The sequence below is a fragment of the Rhodococcus sp. KBW08 genome (assembly GCF_003852455.1).
Lineage (GTDB): Bacteria > Actinomycetota > Actinomycetes > Mycobacteriales > Mycobacteriaceae > Rhodococcus_F > Rhodococcus_F baikonurensis.
In genome coordinates, this window is sequence record NZ_QAJJ01000027.1 from 1 (window position 1) to 14,794 (window position 14,794).

Genomic DNA, 14,794 nt, shown 5'->3' on the forward strand with positions numbered 1-14,794 from the left:
TTCGCCGTGGAGTCTGTGGTTGAGCGTGGGTTGGTGTTGGGGGGTGTGAACGTTACGGATCGTTGGGTTGAGGATGTGACGTTGGCGGATCTGGTGGCGGCTTCGGTTGAGGTGTCGTCGGGTCGTGTTGCTGTGGTGTTCGGTGATGTGGTGTTGACGTATGCCGAGTTCGGTGTGCGGGTGAATCGGTTGGCGCGGTGGTTGATCGGGCGTGGTGTGGGGCCGGATGTTCTGGTGGGTCTTGCGGTGGAGCGTTCGGTGGAGATGATCGTGGCGATGCATGCGGTTGTTGCTGCGGGTGGTGCGTATGTGCCGATTGATCCGGAGTTGCCGGTGGAGCGGATCGGGTTTGTGGTCGAGTCGGCTGCGCCGCAGCTTGTGTTGACTGTGTCTGCGTTTGTGGGTGTGTTGCCTGTGGGTGTGGATGTTGTTGTTCTGGACGGTCTTGATGTGGGTGGGTTGTCGGGTGGTCCGGTGTCTGATGGTGATCGGGTTGCGCCGTTGCGGTCGGGTAATGCGGCGTATGTGATGTTCACGTCGGGGTCGACGGGTCGGCCGAAGGGTGTGTCGGTCAGTCATGGGGCGATTGTCAATCAGTTGGCGTGGTTGGCGGGGGAGTACGGGGTCGGTGCGGATGATCGGGTGATGGCGCGTGCTCCGTTCACGTTCGATGTGTCGGTGTGGGAGTCGTTTTTGCCGTTGGCGGTGGGTGCGCGGTTGGTGGTGACGCGGCCGGGTGGGCATCGTGAGTTGGATTATCTTGCGGGCGTGATGGTCGAGCATGCGATTTCGGTGGCGGAGTTCGTTCCGTCGGTGCTTGCGGCGTTGGTGGCTGATGGTTTCGGTGGTGCGTTGGGTTCGTTGCGTCATTTGTTTGCCGGTGGTGAGGAGTTGTCGCCGGAGCTTGCGGTGGCGTTGGGTTCGTTGACGTCGGCTGCGGTGCATAACACGTATGGTCCGACGGAGGCGGCGATTACGACGACGGCGCATCGGATTGTGGGGTCGGTGTCGGGGGTGGTGCCGATCGGGACGCCGGTGTGGAATACGCGTGGGTATGTGTTGGATTCGCGGTTGCGTCCGGTGCCGGTGGGTGTTGCGGGTGAGTTGTATCTCGATGGTGCGCAGTTGGCGCGTGGGTATCATCGGCGTCCGGATTTGACGTCGGATCGGTTTGTGGCGAATCCGTTTGTGGTGGGTGCTCGGATGTATCGCACGGGTGATCGTGTGTTGTGGAGTGCTGCTGGGTCTTTGGTGTATTTGGGTCGGTCGGATTTTCAGGTGAAGATTCGTGGGGTGCGGATCGAGCTCGGTGAGATCGAGTCGGCGTTGGGTGCGTTGCCGGGTGTTTCGGGTGCTGTGGTGGTGGTGCATGGGGGCAGTCGTCTGGTCGGGTATGTGACGGTTGCGTCTTCGGTGGGTTCGGTGGGTTCGGTGGATTCGGTGGGGGCGCGGGCTGCGGTGGGGTTGGTGCTTCCGTCGTACATGGTTCCGGATGTGGTGGTGGTCGTCGACGAGTTCCCGTTGTCGAGTGCGGGGAAGTTGGATCGGAAGGCGTTGCCGGAGCCGGTGTTCGGTTCGCGGGTGTTTCGGGCGCCTGGTTCTGCTTCGGAGTTGGTGGTGGCTGCTGCTTTTGCGGTGGTTTTGGGGTGTGAGTCGCGGGTTGGTGTGGATGACGATTTCTTCGTGTTGGGTGGTAATTCGCTCAATGCGACTCGGCTCATCAGCCGCATCAACCAACACGCCGGTACCGCGTTGCCGCTTCGCGCGCTGTTCGATCATCCTTCAGTGGTGGAACTTGCTGCGGCACTGGATAATGCAGAGCGGGCCGCTCGGCCCGCCCTCCTTGCACGCACGCGCCCGGAACGGATTCCGCTCTCGCTTGCGCAGAACCGGATGTGGTTCCTCAATCAGTACGACGTCACGTCCGCGGCGTACAACATTCCGTTGGCCATCCGCCTCTCGGGTGCCGTCGACGTTTCTGCGCTTGGCTGGGCGGTGGGTGACGTCCTGGCACGTCACGAGTCGCTGCGAACGATGTTCCCCGACAACGGTGACGGCCCAGTCCAGGCCATCTTGACGCCTGAGGAGGTGGAGTTCGACGTGAGCCCGATCGAGGTCGACCGTGGCGACCTCGATACGCGCATACTCGCTGTCCTCTCCGAAGGCTTCGACGTCACAGCTTCGGTACCGATTCGGGTCAAGCTGTTTCGTTTAGAAGAATCCGAGCATGTGCTCGTGATGTCGGTGCATCACATCAGTGCGGACGGCGTATCCATGACGCCGTTGGCTCGGGACGTGATGATTGCCTACTCGGCGCGACTGACCGGCCAGGCGCCCTTCTGGGCGCCGCTGGAGATCCAGTATGCCGATTTTGCACTGTGGCAACGGGCGCTCCTCGGCGACGAGGCGGACCCGAACAGCATCGCATCGGCTCAGATCGACTACTGGAAGACAGCGTTGGACGGGATCCCGGACGCACTCGAACTTCCGACCGATCGACCACGGCCGGCGGTGGCCACTCAGAACGGTGCGATGATCCGCTTCGACATCGCGCCCGACGTCATGGAACGCGTTCGTGCGATTGCCGATCACCACCATGCAAGTGTGTTCATGGTGGTCCACGCGGTGTTCGCAGCGCTGCTGGCGAGATTGTCGGCCACCTCCGACATCGTCGTCGGCACGCCGGTGTCCGGTCGAGGTGAGGCGTCCGTCGATGATTTGATCGGAATGTTCGTCGGCACGGTCGTTCTGCGAACAGATGTCGATTCCGAGCAGACGTTCTCGTCGTTGATCGATCAGGTACGTGACCGGGACTTGAGTGCATTCGGCCACGTCGATGTGCCCTTCGAGAGGCTTGTCGACGTTCTCAAACCCGTTCGCTCACAGTCTCACTCGCCGCTGTTCCAGGTTGCGTTGGCCTACGAGTACGTCGAGGACACTGCCTTCGAGCTTCCCGATCTTCGGGTGTCGGCTCTCGAATTCGACGTCACTCCAGCACAATTCGATCTTGCATTGACGCTGTTCGAGAGTGTGGACGACGCCGGCGAAGCAACCGCCGATTCGGTAGCGGTGCGTGGATCGCTCACCTACGCGACCGATCTGTTCGACCGTTCCACGGTCGAGTCGGTCGCCGAGAAATTCGTGATGTTGCTCGAGCAGTTGACCGAAGACCCGGCGAGCGTTATCGGTGATGTCGACATTCTGAATCGGGACGAGCAGAACCTGCTGGCGCCGGTGCGAGGCTTGGCGGCAGCGCATCCGGTAACCCTTTCCGAGCTGATTCATGCTGCGGTGTCGTCGAATCCGATGGGGATCGCCTTCCTGTGGAATGACCGCGCCGTCACCTACGCCGAGGCCGACGAACTGTCGACCCGACTGGCACACGTCATCGCGGAACGCAACGCCGCACCGGAAACCTTTGTCGCTCTCGCTCTTCCTCGCTCACTCGAATCCGTTCTCGCAGTGTGGGCGGTAGCCAAGACCGGTGCCGCGTACTTGCCGGTCGACCCGAGCTATCCGGCCGATCGCGTCGCGTACATCCTCGGCGACTCTCGGGCAAGATTGGGTGTGACGATCGCCGAGCAGCGGCGGTTCCTGCCGGACGACGTCGAATGGTTGGTTCTCGAGGACATCGCCGACGAACTTGCGGCAGCCTCGCTGAGTCCGATCGACGCACCCGCACGGGTCGATAATCCGGCATACATGATCTACACCTCTGGTTCGACGGGTATGCCCAAGGGCGTGGTGGTCACGCATTCCGGCCTCGCCAATTTGGCGGCCGAGCGGCGCGAGCATTATCGAATCACGTCCGATGCCAGGTTCCTGCACACCGCTTCCCCCAGCTTCGACATGGCTGTCGGCGAAATGATCTCGGCTCTTTCTGCCGCGGCAACACTGGTGATCGCCCCTGTGACCACGATCGGTGGTGACGACCTCGCGGAGTTGCTGGATACCCAACGAGTCACCCATGCTCTGATCACCCCGGCCGTCCTGAGCACGATCGACCCACGCGACCACGAGCATCTTCGGATCCTCGGGGTCGGCGGTGAAGCGGTGTCCGCGGATCTGGTCGATCGCTGGCAGCCCGGCCGGACCATGCTCAACGGCTACGGACCGACCGAAGCGACCGACATCTCCACGGTCGCAGACCTCGTCGCGGGACAACCGGTCACGATCGGGACGCCAGTGCGTGGGTTCCGGGCCATGATCCTGGACACTCGGCTGCGGCCGGTGCCGATCGGCACACCGGGCGAACTGTATGTAGCGGGGCCCGCACTGGCCCGGGGCTACCACAGTCAACACCTGCTCACCGCAGCACGATTCGTCGCAGATCCCTTCGGCGAACCCGGGCAGCGCATGTACCGCACCGGCGACATCGCCGCCTGGACGAATGATCTCACCGTCGAGTACCACGGACGGATCGACAGTCAGGTCAAGATTCGAGGCCACCGTATCGAGCTCGGTGAAATCGAGACGACGGCGACGCGGTGCGACGAGATTGCGCAATCCGTGGTGCTGGTCGTCGAGACTGCACTGGGTAAGCGCCTGGCCATCTACCTCGTGCCGGAGGCAGGGCGCGTCATCGACGTCGAGGCCGTACGGCACCACCTCGAATCCACGCTGCCACGACCGATGGTGCCGGATGCATACGTGGTTCTCGACGCACTTCCGGTCACGGTGAACGGCAAGCTGGATCGCAAAGCCCTTCCGACTCCGACTTTCTCCGTACCGAAGACGCAGTATCGAGCACCTGGATCTGAGACGGAAGAAACCCTCGCGTCACTGTTCGCAGACCTGCTCGGTGTCGAGACCGTGAGCGTCGACGATTCGTTCTTCGGTCTCGGTGGCGACAGCATCGCATCCATTCAACTCGTCTCCCGAGCGAAGGCTCACGGGCTCGTGATGACACCGCGCGACGTCTTCGAGCAGAAGACCGTGGCGGCGTTGGCGCAGGTCGTCCTGCGCGCTGACGTGACCGCGCGGGAGGTACTTGCCGAGCTGCCGGGCAACGGTGTCGGCGAGTTGCCGCTGACGCCGGTGATGCGGATGGTCCTCGGCAGCACCGATCACTTCGATCGCTACTCACAGTCGATCGCACTGGATCTGCCGGTCGGTGTCGACGAACAGGGGATCGTCGACACGCTCGCCGCCGTCGTCGACCACCACGACATGCTTCGGTCGACGTTGCACAGCGACACCTTGCAGGTAGCCGAGCCCGGCAGCGTGGACGTCGCTGCTCGTCTGCGGAAAGTCGACTTCGATCCGACGGTTGTCGCCAGCGCGGAAGGCCTCACCGAATTGGCGAGGTCCGAAGTGGAACTGGCTCGGCGAGAACTCGATCCGCGTGGCGGTGTGATGTTCGCGTGCGTATGGCTCGCACCGACGGGTGAGCCGGAAGCGGCGACGGGTCGACTGCTCGTCGTCATGCACCATCTGGTCGTCGACGGCGTGTCATGGCGAATCCTGGTGCCGGACTTCATGACCGCGTGGGCACAGATATCCAATGGTGCGCCGGCGCAACTGGCCCCCGTCGGTACGTCCATGCGGCGGTGGGCACATGCGTTGCAGGACAGCGGGGCTGCTGCGACGGCAGAACTGCCGGTGTGGCGTTCAATTGTCGACGGCGAGGATCCTGACCTGGGATCGGCGAGCTTCGATCCCTCCGTCGACTTGGTCGACACCGTCCGCGACATCGAGGTACGCGTCGATGCTTCGACGACTCGTGCACTGCTGACCGAAGTTCCGGCCGCATTCCGTGGCGGCGTCAACGACGGTTTGCTGACGGCTCTGGCGCTCGCTGTCACTCGTTGGCGTCGCGAACGAGGCGTGCACACCACATCGACACTGATCCAGATGGAAGGTCACGGGCGAGAAGAGCACACCGCACCCGGTGCCGATCTCTCGCGGACCGTCGGTTGGTTCACCAGTGTCTACCCCGTGCGTCTCGAACTCGGTGCACTCGACATCGACGACGCCATGAGCGGTGGCGCCGCAGCGGGTCGCGCCGTCAAATCGATCAAGGAACAACTGCTGGCCGTGCCCGGTCGTGGCATCGGCTACGGCGTTCTGCGATACCTGACCGGCAGCGACCACTGTGAAACGCTGCAGGACGCAACGCCACAGATCAGTTTCAACTACCTCGGTCGTGTCTCTGCCGGAAGCGTTCCCGACGAGTTCGCAGAACTCGGCTGGACTCCGTCTGCGGATGTCGGTGACATCGAAGGACCCGGAAACCCGGACATGCCCGCCGCGGCAGTTCTCGATATCAATGCCATCGTCACCGACACGTCGGACGAGTCGACGGGTGGCGCCTCGTTGTCCGCGACGTTCTCCTACGCCGGACGTCTCCTGACGGAGGCGGATGTCCGGGACTTGGCGGAGTACTGGACGATCGCGCTGCGGAGTCTGGTCTCGCACGTCGGCGACGGAGCCGGGGGAGGCCTGACGCCGTCCGACGTTCCGTTGGTGACGGCCTCGCAAGAGGACATCGACGCCTGGGAAGAGCGATACCCGGTGGTCGGGGACATTTGGCCTTTGTCGCCTTTGCAGCACGGGCTTGCCTTCCATTCGCTGCTCGCAGGGAACACTGCCGACGTCTATCAGACCCAGATGGTTCTGGAGCTGACAGGAACGGTGGATCCGGTGCGAATGAACCGGGCCGTGACTTCACTGCTGAACCGTCACGACAACCTTCGGACCGCCTACGTCACGGATCTTTCGGGCGAACTCGCGCAGATCGTTCTCGGTGAGACCGATATTCCGTGGCGTGTGGTCGACCTCGGTGCGGTGCCGGAGAGCGAGCGCGAGGTTGCTTACGATCGAGCCCTCGAGCGCGATCGATCCGAGCGTTTCGATTTGGCAACACCGCCGTTGCTGCGATTCACGCTCATCACGCAAGGTCCAGGGCGGCACGCGCTCGCAGTGACGCTGCATCACATTCTGCTCGACGGTTGGTCGATGCCGTTGCTGATGAAGGACCTGATGGTCCTGTACGCAACGCGCGGAGACGAATCTGTGCTTCCGCGCGCGGCGTCGTATCGTAATTACCTGGCCTGGTTGAGTTCTCGTGACACTGCGGAATCCGAGCTGGCGTGGGCCGAGGCACTGTCCGGGCTCGAACAGCCGACATTGTTCGCCGGGCAGAGGACTGTGGGTTCGAGTGCCGGCACCGTCGAGTCGGTTGTCACCCAGGTGGAGACCGAACTTGCCCAGCAGCTCGGTGCCTTCAGCGCCGACAACGGCGTCACGCTGAACACGATGATGCAGGCCGGTTGGGGAATACTGCTGGCGCGCCAACTGGGTCGAACGGATGTCGTGTTCGGAGCAACGGTGTCGGGTCGTCCCCCCGAGCTCGATCAGGTCGAGTCGATGGTCGGCCTGTTCATCAACACACTTCCTGTCCGGGTCACGCTCGACCCCGCGGAGTCATTGCGCTCATTGCTGTCGCGCCTGCAGGTCGAACAAGCCGGACTTCTCGAACACCACCATCTCGGGCTGACGGACATCGTCAAGAGTGTCGGAAACGCCGCTGACTTCGACACGTTGACCGTCTTCGAGTCGTATCCCGTCGATGCTGAGGGGATCGCTGCAACGACCTCGATCGACGGGATGACCGTTACCGCCATCACCGGCGAGGACGCGACTCACTATCCGTTGACACTTACCGTCGTCGCTGACAACGGCATTGAGTTCACGCTCAAGTATCAGTCGGACGTTTTCGACGCGTCGACGATTCGGGTCGTGCGAGAGAGGATGCTTCGGATCCTGCGCGCACTCGTGGAGTTGCCGGACACCGCCGTCGGAAACCTGGACGTCCTGGGGGCTTACGAACGGCGCCTTCTCGTCCCGGTGTCGGGTCTGCCTGCGGCGCCCCAGTCGACCTGGGCCGATCTCGTCGATTCTGCCGTCGCGCGGAACCCCGAGGGGATCGCGATCTGGGCCGACGGTCGTGCGTGGACGTATCGAGAAGCGGACGCCTGGTCCAACCGCCTGGCCCGAATTCTGCTCGATCAGGGTGTCGGTCCGGAAACCTTTGTAGCCGTGGCGCTCCGACGGTCGGCAGCGTCCGTGATGTCGGTGTGGGCGGTGACGAAGACCGGCGCCGCCTACTTGCCCGTCGATCCCGACTATCCGGTTGAGCGAATCGAACACATGATCACGGACTCCGGCGCTGTCATCGGCATCAGCCGGGGTGGGAATCACCTTCCCGATTCGGTGCGTTGGCTCGATCTGGACGCACTGGAAACCGCGATCGACGATCTCTCCGACTCGAGGATCGTAGGAGCCGCCCGTGTCGACAATCCCGCCTACATGATCTACACGTCCGGATCCACGGGCAAGCCGAAGGGTGTCGTGGTCACCCACGGCGGTCTTGCGAACCTTGCAGCCGAGCGACGTGAGCACTATCGAGTCGACTCGTCCTCACGATTCCTGCACAACACCTCGCCGAGCTTCGACATGTCGGTCGGCGAGATGATGTCGGCTCTATCCGCGGCGGCGACTTTGGTCGTCACACCACCTACCATTCTGGGCGGAGAAGAGCTGTCCCGGTTCATGATCGGACGCCGGGTCACTCACGCACTGATCACTCCGGCGATGTTGACGTCGATGGAACCGGAAGGGCTCGAAGAGCTTCGAGTTCTCGGTGTCGGCGGGGAAGCCGTATCTGCCGAACTGGTCAACCGTTGGCAGCCCGGTCGAACCATGCTCAACGGGTACGGCCCAACCGAGGCAACCGACATCTCCACCGTCGGTGATCTCGTCGCGGGGAATCCGGTCACGATCGGGTCGCCCGTGCGCGGTTTCGACACTCTGATCCTCGACGCGCGACTCCTCCCGGTGCCGATCGGGACGCCGGGCGAACTGTACGTGTCCGGGCCGGCTCTCGCGCGGGGATACCACGACCAGTCCGTGCTCACGGCAACCCGATTTGTTGCCAACCCACACGGCCGGCCCGGTGATCGTCTTTATCGCACGGGCGACATCGCTGCGTGGACACCAGAACTCACCATCGAGTACCAGGGGAGAACCGACAGTCAAGTCAAGATTCGTGGGCATCGCATCGAACTCGGTGAGATCGACGCGGCACTGCACGCTCACCCGGACGTAGATGTGGCCATGACCCTCGGCAAGCGGACACCGTCCGGGGACACAGCACTGGTGGCGTACGTCGTGCCCGCACAAGGAACCGCACCGGAGGTGGGCCAGGTCATCGCGTTCGTCTCGGAGTTCCTGCCACGTCACATGATCCCGAGTGCTGTCGTCTTCATCGACAAGGTGCCGACGACACCGACAGGAAAGGTCGACGAGAAGGCATTGCCGACCCCTGAATTCGCGTCGACGATCGTGTATCGAGAGCCGAGCACGCCTACGGAAATCGCTGTTGCGACTGCCTTCTCGGAGGTCCTCGAGATCGCTGACGTCGGCGGTGACGACAACTTTTTCGAACTGGGTGGCAATTCACTGTCGGCGATGCGGGTGGTGACCAAGTTGCGGGCCTCCCTCGCTCGCGAGATCCCGCTGCAGTGGTTGATGACCGAGCCGACTCCGGCGTCGATAGCGAGTCGTGTGGACTCCGGACAAGAATCTGCCGGCGCACTGGACGTCGTGTTCCCGATTCGGACGACCGGTGATCGGCCGCCTGTGTTCTTCGTTCACCCGATCGTCGGTCTGGCCTGGAGTTACGCGGGATTGACGCCCTACATCGATTCGGCAACTCCGATGTACGGAATCCAGACTCCAGCAGTCTCGTCCGCGGATCCGCTACCGACTTCCATCGAACTCACTGCTGCCAGGTACCTCGAGGAAGTTCGGCTAATCCAGCCTGAAGGTCCATACCACCTGGCCGGTTGGTCGCTGGGCGGGGTGATCGCACACGCGATGGCAGTGCAATTGCAGACGGCGGGCGAGTCGGTCGATTCGTTGGTGATGCTGGACAGCTTCGCCTATTCCGCTGAAGACACGGAAGGATCGGACGCTGGTGACGACGCGGATATGGGTCTCGAGTTCGCACAAGCCATGGGTGAGCTGACTTCGGAAGATGTCGGCAGGCTTGTCTTCGCGGCCCAGCACAACGACTCGTTGATGCAGACCTACCGGCCGGGGATCTTCGATGGAGACATTCTGTACTTCACTGCAGCGCTGGATGATCCGTGGCTGAACCGTGGCGCCGATTCATGGCGCGCGTACGTGAGCGGGGATATCGTGAATCACCCCGTCGAGTGCACTCACTGGAACATCACCTCACCGACGGCTCTCGAAACCGTTGGACCATTGATGGCGCACAACTTGGAGAGGATTCGTCGGATGTCCTGAGTCTGGTGGGCCTGCTCCCGAGACGCCACCTGTGTCAGGGATGGGTGCTTTCCCAGGCGAAACCATCGGGATCCGCGAAGGGTTCGGAAGCACCGGTGATGGTGAGCCGGTGCGATCCGGTGCCTTCCGGAGACAGCCCGGCATCCTTTGCCAAGGCGCGGCGACCGTACAGTGCCAGTGTCACATTGCCCGGTGCACTGGTGAATTCGACGTACTTGCGACCGAAGCTCTTGGACACCTCGAGTCCGTGGTCTAGGTAGTACTGCTTGCTGGCCTTGACGTCTTCGGCGCCGAGCAGCAGCACGAGGCTGTCGATCGTTCGGGTGGCTGGTCCGTTGTTCTTCTTCGACGACGTGGCGATCTTCCAGATCGAACCGTCCGGAGCCTGAACAACTCCGCCGTAGCCCCAGAGGGATTTCTTGACCGGCTTCAAATCGGTGGCGCCGGCCGCGAGCGCCGCGTCGACGAAGGCGTCGACGATGTTCGGTTGGGCGACGACGAGCGAAAGGGTGTACCCACGAAACCCTGTTGTCGGTTCGTTAGATTCCCGTAGCTGGATTCGATCTCCGACGCCGAGGGCGTTGTAGAAGGCTTCGGCTGCCGCGAGTTCGGGAACATGGAGGATCACGGACTGTGCGGTGGTCATCTGTGTGCTCCCTGCTGATGTGTGGATTGACGACGTGTGGTCGGAAGTGGACTTCTGTGGTGTGTTCATGTGTTTCAACGTAATTGCGGGTCCCTTGGCTGTGCTTCTCGATTTCTGATCGGTTTGCTGAGACTGCTTGCAAGGTGCAGCGCTCGAGCTGGCACTAAGTGGGCAATTTGTCGTGAATGTACTGTTCAGCCGATGTTTTCTCGATAGGCTGATGAGCGCTGATCGGACGTATCTCACGCCACCATGGAACGGGGAAACCAGTGATCGCACTGCGAGGAAAGTCGTTAGCCGCAGTAGTAGTGGTGTCCATGACGATGGCGTTGGCCGCGTGTACGTCCGGTGAATCGGCGCCCGAGGTCGGCGCCAATTACGGCTCGGACGGTGCCCCGGACGACTATCGGGAGCCGGTGAAACTGAGCAGTCGAGATGGTGTCCTCGAAGTGCGGTTGTCCGCCCATCAGGGAGTGATTCCGCTCGATACGGCGTCCGCGCCGGTGTCGAATTTTCTGCTCTTCGGGTACGAGGTCATCCGCGGTACGGCGTCGGACGGATCGACCTCGGCGAGTGACGTCTATCCGGCGCCGACTCTCCGCGTCAATCCCGGAGAGCGTTTGATCATTCACTACGACAACGATCTGCAGGACCTCGCGATCGAGGACTTCTACGATCCGGCATTCACACCGGCAGGCGGGGATGTTCCGATCTATCCACCGGCGCTGACGTCGGCTCCTTTGAATCTGCACACGCACGGAGTTCACGTGAGTCCGGACGGCAATGCGGACAACGTGTTGCTCAACATCCCCGCCGGTCAGGGAAACGTGTACGACTACGCGATTCCGGGGACGATGCCGAACGGACTTTACTGGTACCACAGCCACCGGCACACCCTCACGGCCCAGCAGACCTACATGGGTCTGGCCGGGCTGCTGGAAATCGGCCGGCCGGACGGCAATTTGCCTGTCGTGACGGCCAACGACATTCCGATCCGCGACATGGCACTGCAGTACAACTTCGTGTTCGACCGCAAAGGTAAGGGGCGACAGCTCAACGATGCCAACTGGCCCCAATTCGTCAGCACCTTGATGCCGCCCACCGGCACGGAATTGGCGGACGGGACATACCGTCCGATCTTGGCGCCGGTCAATTTCTCGGATACCACGCAGGGAGCGCAGTATTTCACCAACTGGTACACCGGACCGCTGTCGCCGGCCAATCATCGCGGACAGAATCAATTCGTACCGGGCAACCTTCAGAGCTTCGTGGGTGAGTCGACGAGCGTCCCGGCCGATCTCTCCCTGCCGGACAACCAACGCGACGTGCAGTACACGGTGAACGGTCAATTTCAGCCGTCCCTGAAATTGAATCCGGGGCAGACCGAGATCTGGGTGCTCGCCAACATCAGCGACTTCGCCTACATGCCGGTCACCCTGACGGAAACCGCAACCGGCGCTCATCCGAAGTTCGCAATCGTGGGGCAGGACGGGAATCCGTTCGACGAGGTCCAGCCACCTGTGGACGGCGACGGAACCCGGCTGGTGATTCCGCCGGCCTCGCGATACGCGATCGCAGTGACGATGCCGGCGTCCGGCGATCTGGTGCTGGAGATGCCACCGCTCGAGGGTGCAAAACCGGTGAGTAATCCGGGCATTCTCTACACCAACAACGGTACCGACAATCCACCCGCCGAACTCGGAACCGTCACCGTCGACCCGTCGGTGATCAGCTACGCGGACGGATTCTTCACGTTCCCGACGCAGCAGCTGATCCGCGCCACACCAGACGAGGGCGAAGGAACGACGATTCCTTTCGCGTTCGGACAGAAGCTCGACACCTACACATCCTTCGTGGATACCGCAGCGATGACACCCGACGTGACCCGCAACCTCACTGTCTCGGGCGGCTTCAGTAACGACAAGGCCAGCAACAGTGATCCGAAGGCCTTCACCTACGAGTTCGCCGACAACACCTTCCCCAACATTCCGTTGATTCAACCGCGTTTGAATTCCGTCGAGGAATGGAAGATCACGAACCTCAACAACGACGAACACCCGATGCATATTCACGTCAACGACTTCCAGGTGACGGAAGTCGTCGATCCCGTCGCCGGCACCACGACGGGCATTCAGCCCTGGGGAATCGACAACGTGAACGTACCTGCGCCAGTGACAGACGAGAACGAGAACGCGCTGGAACCAGCATCGGTGACGTTGCGGACGAAGTTCACCGAGTACACCGGAACCTTTGTAATCCATTGCCACCGACTCAATCACGAGGACAACGGTCTGATGGCGACCGTGAACGTGATTCCGGAGGTGTCGACATATGCAGTGGCGGTACCCGGCTCGATCGGCGTTCCTGCCAAGGTGCAGATATTCGATGCCGACGGCGACACACTGATCAGTACTGTGACGCCGTTTCCGTCGTTCGAGGGCACCCCGAGTGTTGCCATGGCCGACGTGAACGGAGACATGGTGCTTGATCTGGTTGCCGGAACAGGTGCGGGCTCCGCTCCGGAAGTAGTGGCGTACAACGCAGTCGGAGGCGTGCCGTTCACCGACGAGCTGGTCAGGTTTGCACCCTTCGATTCGGGCTTCCGCGGTGGAGTGAGTGTCGGCGGCGTCGACATCGACGGAAATGCTCTGGCGGACAACATCATCGTCGCATCGGGCCCCGGAATGGAGTCGCTGGTCAAGATCTACTCCACCGACCTTCCGCCGGACAAGAAGTCTGCGCCCGCAGAATTCGGCTCCTTCGCTCCCTATCCGGGTTCGAGTAGTGGCGTCACTTTTGCAACCGGGATGGTGGACAGTCACTCAGGTCGGGCGAGCATCGTGACAGCGCCAGGCGCGGGCGAGGAACCGCTGGTCAAGACATTCCGCTACGACCTGTACGAACCGACGGCGGCGGCAAAGGGTGGCTCCGACGAACACACAGGTCATGCGGATGGGCCGGCGATGACGTCACAGTTCTTGGCCTTCGATCAGAGCTATCACGACGGAGTATCGCTTTCGACGGGGTGGGTGGCCGGCGCCGAGGGCGGAGCGAAATCGATAGTGGCGGGCATGCTCGGAGGGGACGGTTCCGTCCGTGTCTTCTCGAGTGGATCGAGGCTCGACGGCGCGCCCGAGATGTACCTCGAGAGCCCGGATCACCATTCGACGGACGTAGCGTTTCGGGAAGTTGCCTCCTTCGATCCCTTCGCCGGTCCAGGGTCGGGCGTCGAAGTGGCGACGACGAGTACGACTACCGGCGCGGATCTCCTTGTGAGTGGGAGCAACGGAACGGGTGCCGAAGTTCGGAAACTGACGCTGGGTCGCTCCGATCCGGCCGCGACCACTTTGACACCGACACTTGTGGGGACGCTCCCGCCCTATCCCGTCGGTGGGGGAGCGCTGCCGCTCGGGGGTCGATGAGCGCACTTTGCGTGGAATTGAAAGTAGCTTTGTTTCAATAGGTCTCGAGGGTGAAACATTTGAAGTTGTCCGCTTTGTCTCCGGTTATCGAAAGTGTGTTCGACTAAACTTTCGGAATGGACAGTCGGGATGCGTGGCAACTGGATGGTGAGGACCTCAAGGGTGAGGTTCTGGATCTGGTGCGCGCCCGACACGAGTTGCAGTCGCGGATGGTGCTGTTGATCGTGGAGATATTTTCCCGGGATGTTCTCGGCGGGAAGGGTTTTCGGGCGATCGCGCAGTGGTTGCATGGTTCGACGAATCTGGAGATCGGTGAGTGCAGTCTGCTGGTCGGGTTGGCGCGGTTGCTGATGCTCGAACCCGTGGTGGGCGATGCGTTTCACCGGGGTGATGTGGATGCGTTGAAGGCCCG

3 protein-coding genes and 1 pseudogene are annotated in these 14,794 nt (G+C 62.1%); 3 read left to right on the forward strand and 1 reads right to left on the reverse strand.

Annotation, left to right across the window (positions count from 1 at the left end; all coding sequences use genetic code 11):
• The first annotated feature begins 45 nt into the window (after window positions 1–45).
• Window positions 46–10,314, forward strand: coding sequence for an amino acid adenylation domain-containing protein (locus DBV08_RS28880; RefSeq protein WP_260395805.1), 10,269 nt, complete (start codon window positions 46–48; stop codon window positions 10,312–10,314).
• A gap of 34 nt (window positions 10,315–10,348) precedes the next feature.
• Here the strand turns inward: DBV08_RS28880 and DBV08_RS28885 are convergent, their stop codons facing one another.
• Window positions 10,349–10,960 carry a glyoxalase gene (locus DBV08_RS28885; protein ID WP_124569676.1) on the reverse strand — a complete coding sequence of 204 codons (612 nt, stop codon included), beginning with the start codon at window positions 10,958–10,960 and terminating at the stop codon, window positions 10,349–10,351.
• Between the two features lie 317 nt (window positions 10,961–11,277).
• Here DBV08_RS28885 and DBV08_RS28890 point away from each other — a divergent pair, with 317 nt between their 5' ends.
• Entirely contained in the window at window positions 11,278–14,382 is a 3,105-nt protein-coding gene (locus DBV08_RS28890) for a multicopper oxidase family protein (RefSeq protein WP_260395806.1), read from the forward strand.
• Window positions 14,383–14,498: 116 nt separating this feature from the next.
• A pseudogene (locus DBV08_RS28895) lies at window positions 14,499–14,794 on the forward strand (DUF222 domain-containing protein); the annotation flags it as partial.